The sequence below is a fragment of the uncultured Microbacterium sp. genome, assembly GCF_963528945.1.
Classification (GTDB): domain Bacteria; phylum Actinomycetota; class Actinomycetes; order Actinomycetales; family Microbacteriaceae; genus Microbacterium.
On sequence record NZ_CAURWX010000003.1, the window covers coordinates 117,550 to 132,473 of the forward strand.

Genomic DNA, 14,924 nt, shown 5'->3' on the forward strand with positions numbered 1-14,924 from the left:
GGGCGCCCCGTCCGTCCGTGCGGCTCATGCGGCCACCCCGTCCGTGTCGTGCGTGGCCTCGACGGCCGCGGCGGCGACCTCCTCGGCGACCATCTCGCCGTTGATGGTCAGGCCGGCGGTCGCTCCGGTCCCCATCGCGATCGGCACGAGCGCACCCGGATTCGCCGAGGTGCCGGCTGCCCAGACGCCGGGAACGCTCGTGCGACCGAAAGCGTCGACGGCGGTCCACGATCCCATCGGCCCGTCGGCCCGCTCCGCGCCGAGCTGCTGCAGTACGTCGTCGAGCGCGACCATCGTCGGCTCCGCGAACACGACGTCGACGGTGGCGACCGCGCCGTCGGCGAGCCGGAGGCCGGTGAGGCGGTCATCGTCGGTCTCGACGCCGATCACGGGGCGGTCGTCGATGCGGATGCCGCGCTGTGCGAGCACGCGGCGCTCGGACTCGGCGACCGGATCGGCCAGCGCGGTGAACACGGTGATGTCGTCGGAGTACGACCGCAGCATGTGCGCCTTGTGCACCCCGGCGGCCGACCCGAGCAGCACGCCGATGGCACGACCGGATGCCTCGTAGCCGTCGCAGTACGGGCACGCCACCACGCCGCGCCCCCACTGGTCGGCGAGCCCGGGGATGTCGGGGAGCGTGTCGCGCACCCCGGTCGTGACGAGGAGGCGCCGGCCGGTCAGGCGCGTGCCGTCGTCGGTCACGATCTCGAAGCCATCGTCGATGGCGCGGGCTTCGACCGCACGGGCATCCGCGATCACGCCGTCGACGGCCCGCACCTCGCGGCGCCCGTCGGCGACGAGGTCGAGCGGCGAGTATCCGTCGCGACTCAGCACCCCGTGCATGTGCGGGGCGAAGCGGTTGCGCGGCTCGCGGGTGTCGAGCACGAGCACGCGGCGGCGGGCGCGAGCGAGGATGAGGGCGGCGCTGAGGCCGGCCGCTCCCCCGCCGAGGATGATGACGTCCCAGTGCTCGCGGTCGAGGATGGGGGTGGAGGTGTCGGTGTCGTGAGGCATATCGACAGGATGCTCCGGTGCTACAGTTGCAGCAAATATCCATGCCGAAATGGCAAGCTCGATCGAAGGAGAGACGGATGCCCGATGCCTCGGTCGCCCTCGTCGGCCCTCGTCTGAAGAGTTGGCGCGAGAAGCGCAGCATGACCCTCGCCGACCTCTCCGAGGCGACCGGCATCTCGTCGAGCACGCTGTCTCGGCTCGAGGCCGGCAAGCGGGCACCGAACCTGGAGCTGGTCGTGCCGATCGCCCGTGCGCTCCGCCTGGAGCTCGACGACATCGTGCCCCGCAAGGCGCCCGACCCGCGCGTCGTGCGCACCACTCGGCGCACCGACGACGTGCTCTTCGAGACACTGTCGCCCGAGACGAGCCCCGTGCAGACCTACAAGGTCACGTTCCCGGCGAACCCCGCCGGCGCGACGACATCACCGCAGCTCAAGGTGCACGACGGCCAGGAGTGGCTCTACGTGCTCTCGGGTCGCTTGCGCCTCGTGCTCGGCGAGCAGGACGTGACTCTCGGCCCCGGAGAGGCCGCCGAGTTCGACACCCGCATCCCGCACTGGCTGGGGGCGGTCGGCACACGCCCGACCGAGATCCTGTCGATCTTCAGCAAGGAGGGCAAGCGCATCCACCTGCGCGCCCGCCCGGCGACGAAGGGCGACTGACCGCGGCCTACGCGGCGAGCGCGAGCCACGCCCGCGGTGAGCGCCCGAGGCGCTGGGCGAAGGCGCGCGAGAAGGCCGACGCGCTGGCGTACCCGAGTTCCGCGGCGATCGTGCCGACGGCGACGCCGGCGCGCAGCTGCTCCTGCGCGATCGTGAGCCGCCACTCGGTCAGGTAGTCGACGGGCGTCGTGCCGACCACGTCTCTGAACCGTTGCGCGAAGGCGCTGCGCGACATCGTGGCCGCTGCCGCCATGGTCTGCAACGTCCACGCGCCGCCGGGCTCCTGGTGCACGGCGACGAGCGCCCGCGCGAGACGCTCGTCGGAGAGGCCGGGGAGCAGACCGGGCGGCAGAGGCAGACGGGTGGGATGGTCGAGCATCCACCGCAGCACGTGGATGAGCACGACCTCGAACAGGCGATCGGCCAGCAGCGGATGCCCGCACCGCACGTTGTCGACCTCGGCGAACAGCAGGTCGAGCGCGGGACGCAGGGCGGCGATCTCGTCGAGCGGCAGCACGACGACCGGCGGGAGACCTTGCACGAGCGGATGCGTGGCACCGCCGTCGAAGTCGACGGTCGCGCACGCGAACCGCGATTCCTCGGTGGGCGGATTGAAGAAGACGTGGGCGGTGGGCCGAGGGAAGAAGATCAGACTCGGTTCGGTGACCGCGATGCGCTCGGTGGAGCCGTCGTCGCGCGTCACCGCCATGTCGAGCTCGCCCTCTCGCAGCACGTGCAGGAAGCCACGGCCGATGTCGGCGGGGAAGGTGGTCGCCCCGCACAGCGGTCCGCTGTGAAACAGCCGCGTGCGCAAGTGAAAGCGGTCGAGCAGCGGGGTCAGGCGATCGACAGGGGGCATGTGGCCAGTCTCTGGACGATGTGTCAAGAAGTCAAGACCCAGAGGTGCGTATCGTCCAGCCTCGGTGGTCAGGATGGAAGCACGGCCGATCCTCCGGCCGCCGAGAACAAGGAGCATCCCATGGCCAACGTCCCCCTCATCGACCGCACCGACGCCACCGGCGCCGTGAAGGACAACCTCGATCAGATCGCCGCGGCGTTCGGCACCGTGCCGGCGATGTTCCGCGCGGTCGCGAACTCCCCGGCCGCGCTCGCGAGCATGTGGGGGTCGTTCGGGGCCTTCGGCGGCGGAACGCTCGGTGCCGCGCTCGGTGAGCAGATCGCGGTCGCCGTCGCCAACCGCAACTCCTGCGACTACTGCCTCGCCGCGCACACGGCGCTCGGCAAGAAGGCCGGCCTGAGCCGTGAGGCCCTGGCCGCCGCACAGGACGGTGACTCCGACGACCCCCGCACGGCGGCATTGCTCGCCTTCGCCCTGAAGCTCGTGAACGACCGCGGCCAGCTCGCCGCCGCCGACGTGCAGGCGGTGCGCGACCAGGGGTGGAACGACGAGCAGATCGTCGAGACCATCGGACAGGTCGCGCTGAACCTGTTCACGAACTACGTCAACATCGCCCTCGACGTGCCGGTCGACTTCCCCCGCATCCCGCTGCGCCGAGCGAGCTGACGGAGGCATCCCATGTCCGATTCCTGGCTTCCCACCCTCCTCACTCCGACGCCCGAAGAGGGCTACGCGCTCGCCGTCAAGCTCTCCCGCACCGCGGTGAAGCTCACCCAGCCGTCTGCCGAGGTGCGCGAACGCGTGCGCGCGGCCTACGCCGACGACTTCGACGCCCTCATCGCGATCTCGCACGTGGTCGCGACGAACTTCCAGACCGTCGCGGCGGCGAACGGCTACTGGCGGGCGTGACCCGGATGCTCGTCGCTACCATGACCGGATGATCACACTGCTGGACGACGTCATCCGCACCGACTACGGCCAATTCACTCTGTTGCAGGGTGACACGGGTTTCGACGGCGATGTGGATCGGTTCTTCGCCGACCAGATCAACGGCTGGGTCGGCGCCGGCGTGGACGGCGCGGTGCACGTCGTCCTGGGGCGCCGGTCCGGTGGATCGTCCGTGCGGGTCGAGCTGCACGAGGCCGCGCCCCCGCTCGATGACGCCGAAGACATCGTCGAGGTGTCGTTCTCCGTCGGTGAGGGGCCGGTCCGGTTCGAGGGGTGGGCCGGTGATCCCAGTGGCTCGCTCGACATTCCCGCGGGTCGGTATCGGGTGAGAGTCAGCGCCCGGGGGCGGGACGCCGGTCACGCGCAGGAGACCGCCGACGCCCTCGTCGACTGGTACGTCCTTCAGCTCTGGCCGGCGCCTCCCCGCCCGGACGAGATCGTGCGCACGACGAGCGCCGACGCCGCCTACTGGAACGACTGCTGGGGCGGTCGTCGCATCGAGTGATCTGGGGCCGGTGGCACCTCGACCTCCACATCTGATCGCACGCCACGAACCGGCCCCGGCTACCGCGCGGCGAGCATCCGATCGGCGGTGCGCAGCGAGAGGGCCATCTGCGTGAGACCCGGGTTGGCGGTCAGCGCGCTGGGATAGGTCGAGTTGTCGCACACCCAGAGATTGTCGATGTCGTGCGATCGGCCGTCGGCATCCACCACACCCTCGCCGGGGTCGTCGCTCATGCGGCAGGTGCCGAGGGTGTGCGCGGTGCGCGCGAGCACCCGCGTGCGCGTCGCTCCCGCCGCCTCGAGGATGCGCGTCATCACGTCGATGGCGTGGGCGTCGATCGCCTTCTCGTTGTCTCCGGGCGTGAACGAGATCGTCGCGCGCGGCAGACCCCACTCGTCCTCCTCGTCCGAGAGCTCCACGCGGTTCGCGTCGGAGGGCAGGCATTCGGCGTTCATCCCGATGCCGGCGCCGTAGCGCCCCGCCTGCAGCTCGTCCATCAGCTCGGCACCCCAGAGGCCGCCGCCGCGCACGAGTGAGGTGGCGTAGGTGAAGGGCATGACGCCGAGGCTCTGCAGCAGGTAGCCGCCCGCGAAGTCGGCGTCGCGCGGGCGCACGAAATCCTCGGTGATGAGCGCCGAGGGGTAGCCGCGGTACCCGCGGATCTGCTCGTGGAAGCGACCCCACACCTGCACCGCGCCGTGCGCGAGGAAGTTGCGGCCCACCTGACCGCTGGAGTTGGCGAGACCGTTGTGCAGCAGGAGGCGCGGCGTCTCGATGCCGCCACCGGCCAGCACCAGGGCCGCGCAGCGCTGGCGGTGGTCCTTCTCGTCCTCCCGGTACACGACCGCGGTCACGCGCCCGGTCGCATCGCGCTCGATCGTGTGCACGACGGCATCCGGCCGGATCTCCGCGCCATGCGCGACGGCAGCCGGCAGGTAAGTGATGGCGGTCGTCGCCTTCGCCCCGTGCCGTTCGCCCTGATGGATCGACCCCACATTGGTCGTCGCGTGCCGCCGCCCGTGGTGCGGCTGATCGCGGTCGCGGGTGAGGATCGCCGTCGGTCCGTCGGTGGCGCGGATGCCGAGAGCCGCCGCACCCCTGGCCATGATGTCGGCGGCCGCGTTCCGCTGCGGGGGCGGCGTGAGGTAGGTGCGGGAGGGGTCCCACGGGTACGGGGTCGGGCCGGAGACGCCGATGTATTTCTCGACCTCGGCCACGTAGCGGGTGAGTTCGTCATGGTCGACCGGCCAATCGGCGCCGAGACCCGTCTCGGTGCGCAGGCGCAGGTCGCGGGCATCCGGTCGAGGCGTGAACGCACCCCAATGCACGGTGCCCCCGCCGACGCCGAATCCGCTGTTGTTGGGCCCGAACGCCGTCGGGGCCTCTCCGCCGCTGAAGCGGCTCGACATCCAGTTGATCGCGGTCGCGTCGATCTCGTCGGGCGTGTACTCGGCAGGGTCGTGGTTCGGCCCCGCCTCGATCGCCACCACCCGCAGACCGCGCTCGGCGAGGCGGGCGAGCAACGGCGCCCCGCCGGCCCCGGTTCCCACCACGACGACGTCGACCTCGTCGGAGTGGTCGTAGGTCTTCATGCCGTCGAGGTTCACGCGGCCTCCCCCTCGTCGATCAGGTCATCCTCGGTCACCGGTTCGCCCAGCTCCGACGGCTCCCACGCGTCACGCGCATCCGCCCGCAGGGTCTCGAACCCGGCGAACGCGAGGTCCTCCGCCCCCGTGGCGAACCCGTCGTACCCGATCCGGGCCAGTGACGCCGGGTGGCAAAGCCACTCCCGCACTACGTCGACACGCAGGTCCTCGAACCAGCGGCGCAGATCGTCGGGCGGGATGCGTCCACCCTCGACGCCCTTCCCGGCAGCGACCGCGGCGATGAGGGCATCCTGCTCCTTCGCACTCACCGGCCAACCGCGGGCGAGGTCGTCGAGTCCGACGCGATACGCCTCGTCGTCGGAGAGCGCGCCCGCGGGCCGCCATCCGTCGCCACCGCCCGCCGCGAGGTCAGCATCGACCCGTGCCGCGACGTCGATGCGGCTGCCGTCGGGCTGCGGTACGAGACGGTCGGCGATCTCGCGCAGCAGGTCGAGCTGCGCGGGGCTCAGCGTGCGCGGCCGGTACGCGGGGTCGTCGGGGAGCGCACGACGCGAGAGGGTGCGGCGCACGCGGTCGGTCGTGCGCGGCGACGAGAGCAGCCGTCCCCACTCGGCGGGCACCCGCGCACTATGCGCGACGATCTCGTCCCACAGCTGCTCGATCGCCTGGCCGACCTCGGCCGAGCGCTCGTACGGCAGCAGATGACCCGCCTGCTCCAGGGCGACGAAGCGTGCCCGGGGGTAGACGTCCGCCAGGAGAGCGGGCTGAGCCGCTGCCCCGAGCTGGTCGTCGTCGTCGCCGGCGAGCACCACGCACGGCAGATCGAGCACGCCCACCGCGTCCGCCACGTCTTCGCGGCTCCCCTGCTCCAGCCACCGGCGCCAGGCGACCGGCGACACGGCCTGCACGGCATCGAGCACGGCCTGCTCCGTCGTCGGAGGCAGCGGAGCCCCGAGGTTGTCATCCACGAAGGTGCGGGCATCCGCCTCGGCGATCGGGCCGTCGGCCACCCACGACAGCATCTCGCGGCGCTTCTCGTCGGGCATCGGCTCGGGCGTCGGCGGCGACGGCGCCAGCAGCACCATGCCGAGCAGACCGAAGGTCGGCAGCTCGCCGTCGCGGACGCGTGCCGCCAGGCGCGCGGCGACCTTGCCGCCCATGCTGTGCGCGCACAGCAGCCACGGGCCCCCGTCGGCGTGCGCCTCGATCACGGACGCCGCGGCGTCGACCTGCGCCTCGACCGAACCGTGCGGGGCGTCGGCCGCATCGCCGTGACCGGGCAGCTCGACCGAGACCACGCGGAAACGCGAGTCGAGTTCGCCCGCGATGGCGCGCGCGGCGGAACGATCGAGACCGAGACCGGGAAGAACGAAGACCGTGCAGTCGTGGGCGGTCACGGGGTGACCATGCCACCGTTGACGTTGAGGGTCTCGCCCGAGACGTACCCCGATTCCGCCGAGGCGAGGAAGACGTAGGCCGGGGCGAGCTCCGCCGGCTGCCCGGCGCGCTGATACGTGTTCTCGTCGTCGAACGCCGACATCTGCTCGTCCGACACTCCGCCCGACACCTGCAGCGCCGTCCACACCGGCCCCGGCGCGACGACGTTGACGCGGATTCCGCGCGGCGCGAGCTGCAGCGCGAGCCCCTTCGACAGGTTGTTGATCGCGGCCTTCGTCGCCGCGTAGTCGAGACGGTCGGGCGAGGGCTTGTACGCCTCGAGCGACGCGGTGTTGATGATGCTCGCCCCCTCGCCGAGGTGCGCGAGCGCCGCCTTGGTGATCCAGAAGTTCGCGAACACGTTGGTGCGGAACGTCTGCTCGAACTGCTCGTCGCTGAGGTCTTCGACCCGGTCGACCGCGATCTGCTTGCCCGCGTTGTTCACGAGCACGTCGAGGCCCCCGAGGAAGTCCGCCGCCTCCGACACCAGACGACGGCACTGCGCGGGGTCGGAGATGTCGGCGATGATCGCGCGGCCCCGGCGCCCGGCATCCGCGATGAGCGCGAGCACGTGCTCGGCGTCCTCCTCCTCGCCCGGCAGGTGCGCGATGACGACATCGGCACCCTCGCGGGCGAATGCGATCGCGGCGGCGGCGCCGATTCCCGAGTCGCCGCCCGTGATGAGCGCGCGGCGCCCATCGAGTCGGCCGGTGCCGCGGTAGGTCGCCTCACCGAGATCGGGCACCGGCGTCATGCGGGCCTGCACGCCCGGCTCGGGCTGATGCTGGACCGGCGGCTCCACGCGGTCGTACTGGGTGAGGGGGTTGGTCGGCTCGTACTGATCGCGCTGCGGCATGCGTTTCACGCTAAGTCAGACGAAAATCTGGGACGAGGCCTTGCTTTCGACCGCGCTAAGTGCAAAAGCATGCTCACGCATAGATCGCTGCGGCAGGAGAATGGCGGGATGGGATCGGGCGACTTCGAACTGACGGATGACGAGCTGCGGGCGGTCGTCCGCTTCGCCGCCGCCTGTGCGGAGCGCGTGCTGCCGGTGTTCGAGGCCGCCGCGCCACTCGATTCGCGGCCGCGCGCCGCGGTCGACGCGGCTCGCGTCTTCGCCTCAGGCGGCGCCCGTTCCCAGCTGCAGCGGACGACGGCCTTCGCCGCGCACCGTGCCGCGAAAGAGGTCGAGACCGAGACCGCACAGCTCGCCGCGCTGGCCTGCGGGGATGCGGCAGGGGCTGCCTACCTGCATCCGATCGCGCGAGCCACGCAGGTGGGCCACATCCTGCGCAGCGCTGCCTGCGCCGCCCGGGTGGCGGAGTTGACCTCCGGGGTCGACGACGCGAGCGCCCTCGACGACCTGGTCGCTCTGGCGACCGACCCGGTGCCCGACGTCCTGCGCCGATACCCTCCTGCGCCGACCGGGAGTTCGCGTCTCGCGCAGCTCATGCAGGCACTCGACACGGCCATCCGCGACCGGTGATCGGATGCTCGCCGCGACGGGCGACCCTCGATCGAGTTCCGAGCTCCGCGGTCACCCGTCGCCGCACCGCGGGCGATAGCGTCGGAACATGACCTCTCGACGCGCGACCCTCATCGCCTGGACGCTCGCCGCCGTGCTCGTGGGTGCCGGCCTCCTCATGACGATCGTCGGCGTGCTCACCCCGGTGTCGTTCGGCTGGTTCGCGTACCAGCCGGAATCCAGCGCGACGTTCTCGCCGGAAGGAAACGTCGTGATCCTCACCCGCACGGCCGTCATGGGAGCCGCGGTGCTCGGCCTCGGTCTCATCGCCCTCGCGTTCCTCATGGGGGTGCGTCGCGGCGATCGCCGGTCTCGCGCGACGGGAACGGATGCGGTCGGCGACTAACCGTCATCGCGTCGCGTCACGCCGCGTCGGTGGGCGCCGTTCCCTCGTCGCCATCCGTGAGGTCCATGCCCGGGGCATCGTCGGGCCGACGACGGAAACCGTTGCGCTCGTAGAAGGCCGCCCGGCCGCGCGCGGCGAAGAGCTGGATGTCGTCGACGCCGCGCTCCCTCGCCGCGGTCACCAGCATCCGAATGATCTGCGCACCCAGCCCGCCGCCGCGTGCGCTCTCGGCAACGAGCATCTCCGTCACGAAGGCGTGCAGCACGCCGTCGCTGATGAGGCGCCCCATGCCGACGACGGTGCCGTTCTCGTCACGGGCCGTGCACGCGAGCCACGTTCCCGCCAGCGCGGCTTCGCACGTCTCGAGCGAGACGTCACGCCATCCCGTCTGCTGGTAGAGGTCGCGAAACTCGGTGGCGGTCGGGGGCACGAGGGAGAGCTGCACGTCGGCGAGCCTATCGGCGCCGGCATGAGCATGCGTCCGACGAGGCGCGGCCGCCGCTCGCGCCGCATGTCCGCCGGGCTACCGTTGAGCCTCGAGCGCGCTCGTGCTGAGCGGATGCGGGGTGCTCCCGCCGCTCGACGGAGTCGACCGTTCCGAGACGCTGCCCGTCGCCGGGGGCGCGTGCGGCGGAGCGGCGCCCGACACCACCCCGCAGACCCCGGGGAAGACGGAACGCCCGGGAGGTGACTCCTCCCGGGCGTTCGCGTGGGGCCGTGCCGACGTCAGGGAACGATGACGGCGCGACCGCGGATGCTGTTCGACGCGAGATCCTCGTAGGCCTGCGGGCCGTCGTCGAGCGAGTACGTCTCGGTCTGCACGTGGATCTTGCCGGCGCGGGCGAGGTCGAGCACCTCGATCAGCTCGGCGCGCGATCCCCAGTACGGGATGCGCACGGCGGCGTCGTAGGCGATCGAGCCGAAGCCGAGCGTCATGCTGCCGCCGCCGATGCCGACGATCGTGATGTCGGCTTCGAGTGCCGCGACGCTCTGCGCGAGGGCGATGGTCGGGTTCGCGCCGACGAAGTCGAACACGGCGTTCGCGCCGAGTCCACCCGTGATCTCGCGGATCTTGTCGGCAGCGTCGGCGTCGCTGATGAGGGCGTGGTCGGCGCCGACCTCGGTGGCGAGTTTCAGCTTCTCGTCGTTCACGTCGAGGGCGATGACGGTGGCGCCCGAGATGGCCTTGAGGATCTGGATGCCGACGTGACCGAGCCCGCCGGTGCCGATGACGACGGCGAACGTGCCGGCGCCGAGCTTCGGCAGCGAATTCTTGATCGCGTGGTACGGGGTGAGACCGGCATCCGTGAGCGACACGTTCTGCACCGGGTCGAGGTCGCCGAGCGGCACGAGGTGGCGGGCGTCATCGACGATCATGTACTCGGCCATCGACCCCTGGCTGCCCAGCCCGGGAGGGCGGATGCCCTCGGCCGCGGCGTTCGTGCAGTAGTTCTCCTTGCCCATGGAGCAGTTGTGGCAGCGACCGCATCCCCACGGCCCGTAGACGGCGACGGCATCCCCGACCTTCAGCGATGAGTCGACGCCCTCGCCGATCTCGTGCACGATGCCCGCGCCCTCGTGACCGAGGGTCAGCGGCAGCGGGTACCCCTGCTCGAGGTAGTCCTTCTCGGGCAGACCCATGACGTAGTCGTCGGAGTGGCAGACACCGCCCGCCGTGATCTTGAGCAGCACCTGACCGGGGCCGGGCTGAGGAATCGGGATGTCGACGACCACCGGGGGCTTGCCGATCTCGACGTAACGGAGGGCTTTCATGTGCTTCTTCTTCCTGGCGCCGAGAGGTCTGCCGCGCGGCGCGGAGGCGGGGGCTCTCGAAACCGTCCCTTCCAGTATCCGCCCGAGATCGGACGGAGCGAATCGAGCGGTGGGCCTTGACGAGCGGCCGCCGGCAGCCCCTTCGCTCGGGAGCACGTGACGGCCTACCGCCACTCGCCTTGCCAGGTGTACAGATCGTGGGTGATCGCGTACTCCCGCAGCGCGGCGATCTTGCCGTCGCGGGCCGTGGCGATGGTGGCGCCCAGGAAGGTGCGCTCCTCGCCCGCCTGACGGTATTCGAACCGCCACTCGGCGACGATCCGGTCACCGGCTTCGAACTCGTTCGTGATTACCCAATCCAGAACGCGCGACCCATCGGCATTCCACTTTTCGCACCACTCCCTGACGCGCTCGCGACCGTCGTACACGGGGCCGAAGCTCTCGGTGATCACGACGTCGTCGGTGACGGTCGCAACGATCCGCTCCGCCTCGTTCGTCTTCCACGCTTCGATGTAGTCGGTGAGGGCGCTCATACGACCATCCAATCGCAGTCGTCAAAGGGCGGGACGGTGGCGCTGCTCGAACCGACCGGATCGCGGGTGCATGCACGTCTCACCGGCTGATTACGTGCCAGACGATGTCCGGCCATCCGTTCGCGAGGACGTGAGCCGTGACGATCGCGGTGAAGTTGCGGAACCGCATCCAGATCACTCCCATGAGAAGGCCGAAGCTTCCCTGCACGACGATCACCGACGCGGCGTCGAACAGAAGGTCGCCTGTCGCATGGCTACCCAGATGCATGAGAGCGAATGCTGCGCTGGCGACGGTCACTCCCGCCCAGGGACTGAGAGGCGCCTCGAGTCGCGTCTGCAGGAGGCGGCGATAGAAGAGTTCCTCGCCGAAGCCCGCGGTGACCGCCGTGGCGGTCGCGGCGATCAGCAGAGTGATGGCATCCACCTCGCTGTAGTCGGGCGACGAGCTGACGAGGCTGCGGAGAACCGCCCAGACGAGAATCGCGATGCCCGGGGCCCACCATCGCCAGGCCACCCGTTCGACGTCGATGGTGACCGATCCCCTGATGAGGGCGACGGCGATCAGCGGCGCCACGATGAGCAGAACCGCCTTGGTCAGGACGTAGTCCTCTCCGTTCATCCCTGACGCGACAACAGGGAAGAGCACCGCCAGCGCGCCGAGGATCAGGATGGTCGCCGTGAGTCTGCCTCGAGAGAGCGTGCGTGCGACGAGGCGCGGTCGCCGGTGCGAGAGCGTGAGAGCGATCGTGATGCCGACGAGGGCGGGACCGATCGCCCACAGCAGGGGGACCGCGGGTGCGCCCGCATCGCGAGAGAGCGTCACCCCTCCCGGTCGCCCCACGAGCAACAGGGCCAGGGAGACGCAGGCGGTGGCCGCTCCTGCGATGACCACGATCCGCGAAAGACGCGCTCTGACAGGGACCCGTGGACTCATCACCCGAAGCTAGCACGAGTGTGCTAGCTAGTGACAGGCGCCGACGACTGTCTCATGGGAGTCGGTGCGGGGCGGTCAGACGCTCGCGCGTGTGGAATCCCGTCAGACGCGAAGTGCCGCGCTCGACGTCAGGCTACGGATGCACCGGAGTAGCTGCTCCGGTGCCGACGACTGTCGTCCACGGCTTCGCCTCCCACGACACGACGAGTCCGCCCGTGACGTACGGGTCGGCTTCCGCGAACGCGCGAGCTGCGTTCAGCGGGTCCTCACCGGTGAAGATCAACAACGCGGTGAAAGGCCCGACGCCCACAGCGCCCCCGAGCAGCAGGTCACCCCGCTCCACCGCGGCCCACGCTTTCTCGAGGTGGGCGGGCCGCAGCGCATCGCGCCGGTCGAAGTAGTCGTCGACGTAGGTGTATTCCAGGATCGCGTGCATCCGATGCTTTTCTCTCTAACGGTCGACCGTGCGTCGATCGCCGCGGGTGTCGGGAGTGCTGATGACCAGGAACCAGGCGTCCTCTGTGCCGGAGTTCACGAAACGGTGCGCGAGACCGGGCGGGATCTGCACACCACGGCGCGGACTCAACGGGATGACGCCTTCCGTCGTCTGCATCTCAGGGCTGCCCGTCAGCACGTAGAAGAACTGCGTCGCCGAATCGTGGACGTGCCACTCCTCACCCGCCCCTGCAGGAACACGTTCCTCGATCACAGACAGCCCCGGGCTATCGAGCAGTCGCCAGCCATCGGATACCTCGCCCCAGACGTAGTGTTCCGAGTCGGAGGTGCCGACAGATTCGCGCATCCCTCGATTATCCCCGCCGCCCTCGGAGGCGCCGCCCTCCGGGCGACTCATCTGTCTGTGCGGCTGCTCGATCGTCCCTCGCTGCCTCTTCCAGCCCCAGCGTGTGCCTCGCCGATAGGTTCGTCGTATGACCACGACGCACGTCCCGCTCAGCGCGCCGCTCTACGGCGCCTCACTTCCGCAGGCCGTCGCTCGCTTCTTCCGCAAGTACGCGACGTTCAGCGGACGGGCCAGCCGGAGCGAGTACTGGTGGTGGGTGCTGGCGAACGCGCTCGTCGCCCTGGCATTCAACCTCATCGGCTCCCTGACCGACCCGCAATTCACGTCTCGCATGATCGACCTCCTCTCTCCCTTCGCTTCCGGGGGATCCCTCCCGCTCACGAGCCCGGTCGGGGTGGCGTTCCTCCTCTACGCGACGGCGATCGTGATCCCGGCATTGGCGCTCACCTGGCGGCGGCTCCACGACGTCGATCGCAGCGGCGCCTGGTTCTTCATCACCCTCGTCCCGATCATCGGCGCCATCGTGCTGCTGGTCTTCACCCTGCTGAGTGCACGCCCTGGCGGCGCGCGCTTCGATGCCTGACGCTGTCGCCGATATGGGCTGAGCTCTCCGCCTCGTGCGACGCTCGCCCGGGCGCCGAGTGCCAGCGCGGCGGACTATCTCCGTAGCGCGCTCGTCGATGGCGACCGCCTACGGAAAAACCCCCTCACGAGGAGGGGGTTTCCATGGCGGTGACGGTGGGATTTGAACCCACGGTAGGGGGTTACCCTACACAACTTTTCGAGAGTTGCACCTTCGGCCGCTCGGACACGTCACCGCGGACAAGCTTACGACACCGCGCGCTCCGGCGCGAATCGAGGGCGCGAGCCGCAGCGCACAGGGCCGGTCACCAGGCGGCGGCGACCTCGGCGTGGGTGCGCAGGATGCCCTCGGTCGAGCCGGCCGGGGCGCGGCCGATGCCGCACTCGGTCGCCACGCCGAACGCGGGCGCGAAGCGCTGGGCGGCGGCGATGCGACGCTGCGCGCCCTCGACGCCGTCTTCGCGATGCACGAGTCCGAGGTACAGCTCGTTGACGGGCGCGAGGCCGGCGAGCGGAGCGAAATACGCCTCGTCGTCGCGCTCGATCGGCACGGGAAGGTGCAGCCACGTGAACGGCCGCTCGGATGCCTCGGCCACCGCGTTCGCGTAGCGCACGAGGTTCGCGGCATCCGTCGGCTCGACGAAATGGCGCTCGCCGGCGTCGCCGTAACAGAGGTGCACCCCGACCTCGACATCCGCGGGCACTGCGTCGACCAGGGTCGCGAGCCGCGCGACGAGTCCGGTGAACACGTCGCCGTCCCACCAGGCATCCATCAGCGCGCCATAGCCCGAGGCACCCTCGAGGATGCCCATCTCGCTCGCCACGTCCCACTGGATCGCGAGGTCGTCGTGCGGGATCGCGGCCGTGATCTCGTCGAGCTCGCGCAGCATCGCCGCTGTGTAATGCACCTCGAACGCCTCGCGATCGGCGCCCTGGAAGAACGACGAGATCACCGCGAGCGGGGTCGGCAGCGCCACCTCGAAGCGGATGCCCGCGGGAATCGCGCCCTCGTCGCGCAGACGTCGGAACACCGCGTACGACTCGATCGCCGCGGCCGCGTACCCGAGCGGCGGGATGGCGATGTCGCCGGGATCGACGCCCTCGGCGAGCCGCAGCCCGCGGGCGTCGAGGCCCGCACCGAACGGGATGGGCTCGTCGCCCACACGCTCGATGCCCTCAGCCTCGCCGAGCACGTCGGGCTGGAACATGATCCAGTGGAACCGCTTGCCGACCTCGCCGTCGGGGATGCGGCGGAGGTGGCCGCCGAGCAGATCGGATGCCGTGCGCATCGTCGTCTCGGCATCATCGAAGTTCACACTGCCCACGAGAAGGGCACCCTGCGGCTGCGTCATGTGTTCAGGCTAGCGCCGGCATCCGACACCGGTTATGCCCGG

At 70.4% G+C, this 14,924-nt stretch carries 19 protein-coding genes and 1 tRNA gene; 7 read left to right on the forward strand and 13 right to left on the reverse strand.

The window, feature by feature from the left end; all coding sequences use genetic code 11:
* Positions 1 to 24 precede the first annotated feature (24 nt).
* Positions 25 to 1,017 (reverse strand): NAD(P)/FAD-dependent oxidoreductase, encoded by a 993-nt coding sequence (locus RWS82_RS10470; protein ID WP_314649808.1) that lies wholly within the window; start codon positions 1,015 to 1,017, stop codon positions 25 to 27.
* A gap of 77 nt (positions 1,018 to 1,094) precedes the next feature.
* Between RWS82_RS10470 and RWS82_RS10475 the strand changes: the two genes are divergently transcribed.
* The gene (locus RWS82_RS10475) at positions 1,095 to 1,679 is read left to right on the forward strand and encodes an XRE family transcriptional regulator (protein ID WP_314649810.1); all 585 of its coding nucleotides are present in this window, start codon (positions 1,095 to 1,097) and stop codon (positions 1,677 to 1,679) included.
* 7 nt (positions 1,680 to 1,686) lie between these two features.
* Here the strand turns inward: RWS82_RS10475 and RWS82_RS10480 are convergent, their stop codons facing one another.
* Positions 1,687 to 2,538 (reverse strand): AraC family transcriptional regulator, encoded by an 852-nt coding sequence (locus tag RWS82_RS10480; protein WP_314649812.1) that lies wholly within the window; start codon positions 2,536 to 2,538, stop codon positions 1,687 to 1,689.
* A 120-nt stretch (positions 2,539 to 2,658) separates the two neighbouring features.
* Between RWS82_RS10480 and RWS82_RS10485 the strand changes: the two genes are divergently transcribed.
* The 3 genes from RWS82_RS10485 to RWS82_RS10495 are packed head-to-tail and all read left to right on the forward strand — an operon-like array spanning position 2,659 to position 3,991.
* The gene (locus tag RWS82_RS10485) at positions 2,659 to 3,204 is read left to right on the forward strand and encodes a peroxidase-related enzyme (protein WP_314649814.1); all 546 of its coding nucleotides are present in this window, start codon (positions 2,659 to 2,661) and stop codon (positions 3,202 to 3,204) included.
* A 12-nt stretch (positions 3,205 to 3,216) separates the two neighbouring features.
* Entirely contained in the window at positions 3,217 to 3,447 is a 231-nt protein-coding gene (locus RWS82_RS10490; protein ID WP_314649817.1) for a hexameric tyrosine-coordinated heme protein, read from the forward strand.
* Positions 3,448 to 3,475: 28 nt separating this feature from the next.
* The gene (locus RWS82_RS10495; RefSeq protein WP_314649818.1) at positions 3,476 to 3,991 is read left to right on the forward strand and encodes a hypothetical protein; all 516 of its coding nucleotides are present in this window, start codon (positions 3,476 to 3,478) and stop codon (positions 3,989 to 3,991) included.
* 59 nt (positions 3,992 to 4,050) lie between these two features.
* Here the strand turns inward: RWS82_RS10495 and RWS82_RS10500 are convergent, their stop codons facing one another.
* The 3 genes from RWS82_RS10500 to RWS82_RS10510 are packed head-to-tail and all read right to left on the reverse strand — an operon-like array spanning position 4,051 to position 7,891.
* Positions 4,051 to 5,598: a GMC family oxidoreductase gene (locus RWS82_RS10500; protein ID WP_314649821.1), complete on the reverse strand. Its 1,548-nt coding sequence runs from the start codon at positions 5,596 to 5,598 to the stop codon at positions 4,051 to 4,053.
* Positions 5,595 to 6,995, reverse strand: a complete 1,401-nt coding sequence (locus RWS82_RS10505; protein ID WP_314649823.1) for an alpha/beta fold hydrolase — start codon at positions 6,993 to 6,995, stop codon at positions 5,595 to 5,597. Before RWS82_RS10505 ends, RWS82_RS10500 begins: the two co-directional genes overlap by 4 nt.
* Positions 6,992 to 7,891, reverse strand: a complete 900-nt coding sequence (locus RWS82_RS10510) for an SDR family oxidoreductase (RefSeq protein ID WP_314649826.1) — start codon at positions 7,889 to 7,891, stop codon at positions 6,992 to 6,994. The genes RWS82_RS10505 and RWS82_RS10510 overlap by 4 nt, the downstream gene beginning before the upstream one ends.
* Positions 7,892 to 7,999: 108 nt before the next feature.
* On the opposite strand from RWS82_RS10510, the gene RWS82_RS10515 reads away from it, so the two are divergent.
* Positions 8,000 to 8,521 carry a putative immunity protein gene (locus RWS82_RS10515; RefSeq protein WP_314649827.1) on the forward strand — a complete coding sequence of 174 codons (522 nt, stop codon included), beginning with the start codon at positions 8,000 to 8,002 and terminating at the stop codon, positions 8,519 to 8,521.
* Positions 8,522 to 8,609: 88 nt separating this feature from the next.
* On the forward strand, positions 8,610 to 8,906 hold the full coding sequence (locus RWS82_RS10520; RefSeq protein ID WP_314649830.1) for a hypothetical protein: 297 nt from the start codon (positions 8,610 to 8,612) through the stop codon (positions 8,904 to 8,906).
* 16 nt (positions 8,907 to 8,922) lie between these two features.
* Here the strand turns inward: RWS82_RS10520 and RWS82_RS10525 are convergent, their stop codons facing one another.
* The 6 genes from RWS82_RS10525 to RWS82_RS10550 all read right to left on the reverse strand — a co-directional run bounded on the left by RWS82_RS10525 (position 8,923) and on the right by RWS82_RS10550 (position 12,948).
* Positions 8,923 to 9,351: a GNAT family N-acetyltransferase gene (locus tag RWS82_RS10525; RefSeq protein WP_314649833.1), complete on the reverse strand. Its 429-nt coding sequence runs from the start codon at positions 9,349 to 9,351 to the stop codon at positions 8,923 to 8,925.
* 281 nt (positions 9,352 to 9,632) lie between these two features.
* Positions 9,633 to 10,679: an NAD(P)-dependent alcohol dehydrogenase gene (locus tag RWS82_RS10530; protein WP_314649836.1), complete on the reverse strand. Its 1,047-nt coding sequence runs from the start codon at positions 10,677 to 10,679 to the stop codon at positions 9,633 to 9,635.
* Positions 10,680 to 10,843: 164 nt separating this feature from the next.
* Positions 10,844 to 11,212, reverse strand: a complete 369-nt coding sequence (locus RWS82_RS10535) for a nuclear transport factor 2 family protein (protein ID WP_314649839.1) — start codon at positions 11,210 to 11,212, stop codon at positions 10,844 to 10,846.
* 79 nt (positions 11,213 to 11,291) lie between these two features.
* Positions 11,292 to 12,104: a CPBP family intramembrane glutamic endopeptidase gene (locus RWS82_RS10540; RefSeq protein ID WP_314649841.1), complete on the reverse strand. Its 813-nt coding sequence runs from the start codon at positions 12,102 to 12,104 to the stop codon at positions 11,292 to 11,294.
* Positions 12,105 to 12,279: 175 nt separating this feature from the next.
* Positions 12,280 to 12,582, reverse strand: coding sequence for a YciI-like protein (locus RWS82_RS10545; RefSeq protein WP_314649844.1), 303 nt, complete (start codon positions 12,580 to 12,582; stop codon positions 12,280 to 12,282).
* Between the two features lie 15 nt (positions 12,583 to 12,597).
* Complete coding sequence (locus RWS82_RS10550; protein ID WP_314649847.1) at positions 12,598 to 12,948, reverse strand: cupin domain-containing protein; 351 nt, start codon at positions 12,946 to 12,948, stop codon at positions 12,598 to 12,600.
* A gap of 127 nt (positions 12,949 to 13,075) precedes the next feature.
* Between RWS82_RS10550 and RWS82_RS10555 the strand changes: the two genes are divergently transcribed.
* Positions 13,076 to 13,531 (forward strand): DUF805 domain-containing protein, encoded by a 456-nt coding sequence (locus tag RWS82_RS10555; RefSeq protein ID WP_314649850.1) that lies wholly within the window; start codon positions 13,076 to 13,078, stop codon positions 13,529 to 13,531.
* A 144-nt stretch (positions 13,532 to 13,675) separates the two neighbouring features.
* On the opposite strand, the gene RWS82_RS10560 is transcribed toward RWS82_RS10555, so the two are convergent.
* Positions 13,676 to 13,766, reverse strand: a tRNA-Ser gene (locus RWS82_RS10560).
* 69 nt (positions 13,767 to 13,835) lie between these two features.
* Positions 13,836 to 14,882 (reverse strand): hypothetical protein, encoded by a 1,047-nt coding sequence (locus RWS82_RS10565; protein WP_314649853.1) that lies wholly within the window; start codon positions 14,880 to 14,882, stop codon positions 13,836 to 13,838.
* Positions 14,883 to 14,924: the final 42 nt, after the last annotated feature.

Coding starts and splice junctions, on each gene's coding strand:
- RWS82_RS10470 (WP_314649808.1), bottom strand. CDS start 1,017: ATGCCTCACGACACCGACACCTCCACCCCCATCCTCGACCGCGAGCAC.
- RWS82_RS10475 (WP_314649810.1), top strand. CDS start 1,095: ATGCCCGATGCCTCGGTCGCCCTCGTCGGCCCTCGTCTGAAGAGTTGG.
- RWS82_RS10480 (WP_314649812.1), bottom strand. CDS start 2,538: ATGCCCCCTGTCGATCGCCTGACCCCGCTGCTCGACCGCTTTCACTTG.
- RWS82_RS10485 (WP_314649814.1), top strand. CDS start 2,659: ATGGCCAACGTCCCCCTCATCGACCGCACCGACGCCACCGGCGCCGTG.
- RWS82_RS10490 (WP_314649817.1), top strand. CDS start 3,217: ATGTCCGATTCCTGGCTTCCCACCCTCCTCACTCCGACGCCCGAAGAG.
- RWS82_RS10495 (WP_314649818.1), top strand. CDS start 3,476: ATGATCACACTGCTGGACGACGTCATCCGCACCGACTACGGCCAATTC.
- RWS82_RS10510 (WP_314649826.1), bottom strand. CDS start 7,891: ATGCCGCAGCGCGATCAGTACGAGCCGACCAACCCCCTCACCCAGTAC.
- RWS82_RS10515 (WP_314649827.1), top strand. CDS start 8,000: ATGGGATCGGGCGACTTCGAACTGACGGATGACGAGCTGCGGGCGGTC.
- RWS82_RS10520 (WP_314649830.1), top strand. CDS start 8,610: ATGACCTCTCGACGCGCGACCCTCATCGCCTGGACGCTCGCCGCCGTG.
- RWS82_RS10530 (WP_314649836.1), bottom strand. CDS start 10,679: ATGAAAGCCCTCCGTTACGTCGAGATCGGCAAGCCCCCGGTGGTCGTC.
- RWS82_RS10535 (WP_314649839.1), bottom strand. CDS start 11,212: ATGAGCGCCCTCACCGACTACATCGAAGCGTGGAAGACGAACGAGGCG.
- RWS82_RS10545 (WP_314649844.1), bottom strand. CDS start 12,582: ATGCACGCGATCCTGGAATACACCTACGTCGACGACTACTTCGACCGG.
- RWS82_RS10550 (WP_314649847.1), bottom strand. CDS start 12,948: ATGCGCGAATCTGTCGGCACCTCCGACTCGGAACACTACGTCTGGGGC.
- RWS82_RS10555 (WP_314649850.1), top strand. CDS start 13,076: ATGACCACGACGCACGTCCCGCTCAGCGCGCCGCTCTACGGCGCCTCA.
- RWS82_RS10565 (WP_314649853.1), bottom strand. CDS start 14,882: ATGACGCAGCCGCAGGGTGCCCTTCTCGTGGGCAGTGTGAACTTCGAT.